General features: G+C 59.9%; 1 protein-coding gene. It reads right to left on the reverse strand.

The window, feature by feature from the left end; genetic code table 11:
* On the reverse strand, positions 1-1512 hold a 1512-nt coding region (locus JIG40_RS00825), incomplete at both ends, for a type I secretion system permease/ATPase (protein ID WP_199464616.1).

The raw sequence follows: 1512 nt of genomic DNA on the forward strand, positions 1-1512 counted from the left end.
CCGTCGGCGATGATGCAGCCCTTCTCCATCACAATCACCCGGTCGACCACATCCAGCATGGTGGTTTTGTGGGTGATGAGCACCAGTGTCTCACTCGGGGTGAGCTGACTGAGCTGATGTTTGATTTGCAGCTCAGAGCGGTTGTCCATCGCGCTGGTGGGCTCATCCATCAGCAGCACGGGCGGACGGCCGAGCAGGGCGCGGGCAATGGCGACCGCCTGACGCTGACCGCCGGAGAGCAGCAGGCCGCCTTCACCGACCTGACGCTCCAGTCCTGCCGGATCTTGTTGGGTAAACACGGTCACGCCGGCACGGTTGGCGGCGTCCATCACGTCGCGGTCATCAGCCAGCGGGCGCCCGAGGGTGATGTTGTCGCGAATGGTGCCGTAAAACAGCACGCTCTCTTGTGGTACGCAGCCGATGTTGCGCCGCACATCAATGTGGTGCAGCTGCTGAATGTCGGTATCGTCAATGCGCACGTGGCCTTCGGTGGGCTGGTAGAGGCCCATGATGAGGCGCTCTAAGGTGGTTTTGCCCGAGCCGATGCGACCAATGATGGCGACTTTCTCGCCCGGATTGATGGTCAGGCTGAGGTCGCGAATCGAGGCCACCGGCGAGTTCGGGTAGTGGAAGGTCACTTTATCGAGCTCAATCTTGCCCTGAATCATCGGGCGGTGGATGTAGCGTTTGCCTTCTTCTTGTTCGTCCGGCATCGCCATCACCTGCTCGATGATGGTCAGCGACGATTTGGCCTGATTGTAGCGGGTGGAGAGCAGCGACAACTGCACCAGCGGGCCAATCGCGCGCCCGCTCAGCATGGTGGCAGCAATCAGCCCGCCCATGGTGAGGTCGCCTTCGGCAATCAGGTAGACACCGAGAATAATCATGCCGACGTTCGACGATTGCTGGACAAAGCCGGCGGTGTTCTGAATGCCGTCGGTGATGCGGCGGCTTTTGATGTTCCAGTTGGCCATGTGCGCCACCGCTTCTTCCCAGCGGTACTGAAACTGGCTCTGCGCGCCGAACAGTTTGAGGGTTTCAAGCCCCGCCAGGCTCTCAATCAGGTTGGCGTACTTTTGCGAGGCGAGGCGCGAGCCTTCTTCAATCGCGCGGCGCAGCGGCGCCTGAATCAGCAGCGAGTAGACAATCAGAATCACCACGCCGGCGACCGGCACCAGCACCAGATTGCCGGCCATCAGCCAAATCAGGGTCAGAAACAGCAGCGCAAACGGCAGGTCAATCAGAGAGGCGATGGTCGCTGAGGTAAAGAACTCGCGGATTGACTCAAACTCCTGCAGGTGACGCGCAAAGGCGCCGACCGACGGCGGGCGCGACTCCATACGAATGCCCATCACTTTGGCAAACAGTTTAGAGGAAATCAGAATGTCGGACTTTTTCCCCGCCACGTCGATGAAGTAGTTGCGCAGCAGCTTGAGGGTCAAATCAAACAAGAAGATGATGAACACGCCGCTGGCCAGCACCCACAGGGTCTCAAACGCGAGGTTGGGCACC

The sequence above is a fragment of the Vibrio sp. bablab_jr001 genome (assembly GCF_016464285.1).
GTDB classification, from domain to species: domain Bacteria; phylum Pseudomonadota; class Gammaproteobacteria; order Enterobacterales; family Vibrionaceae; genus Vibrio; species Vibrio fluvialis.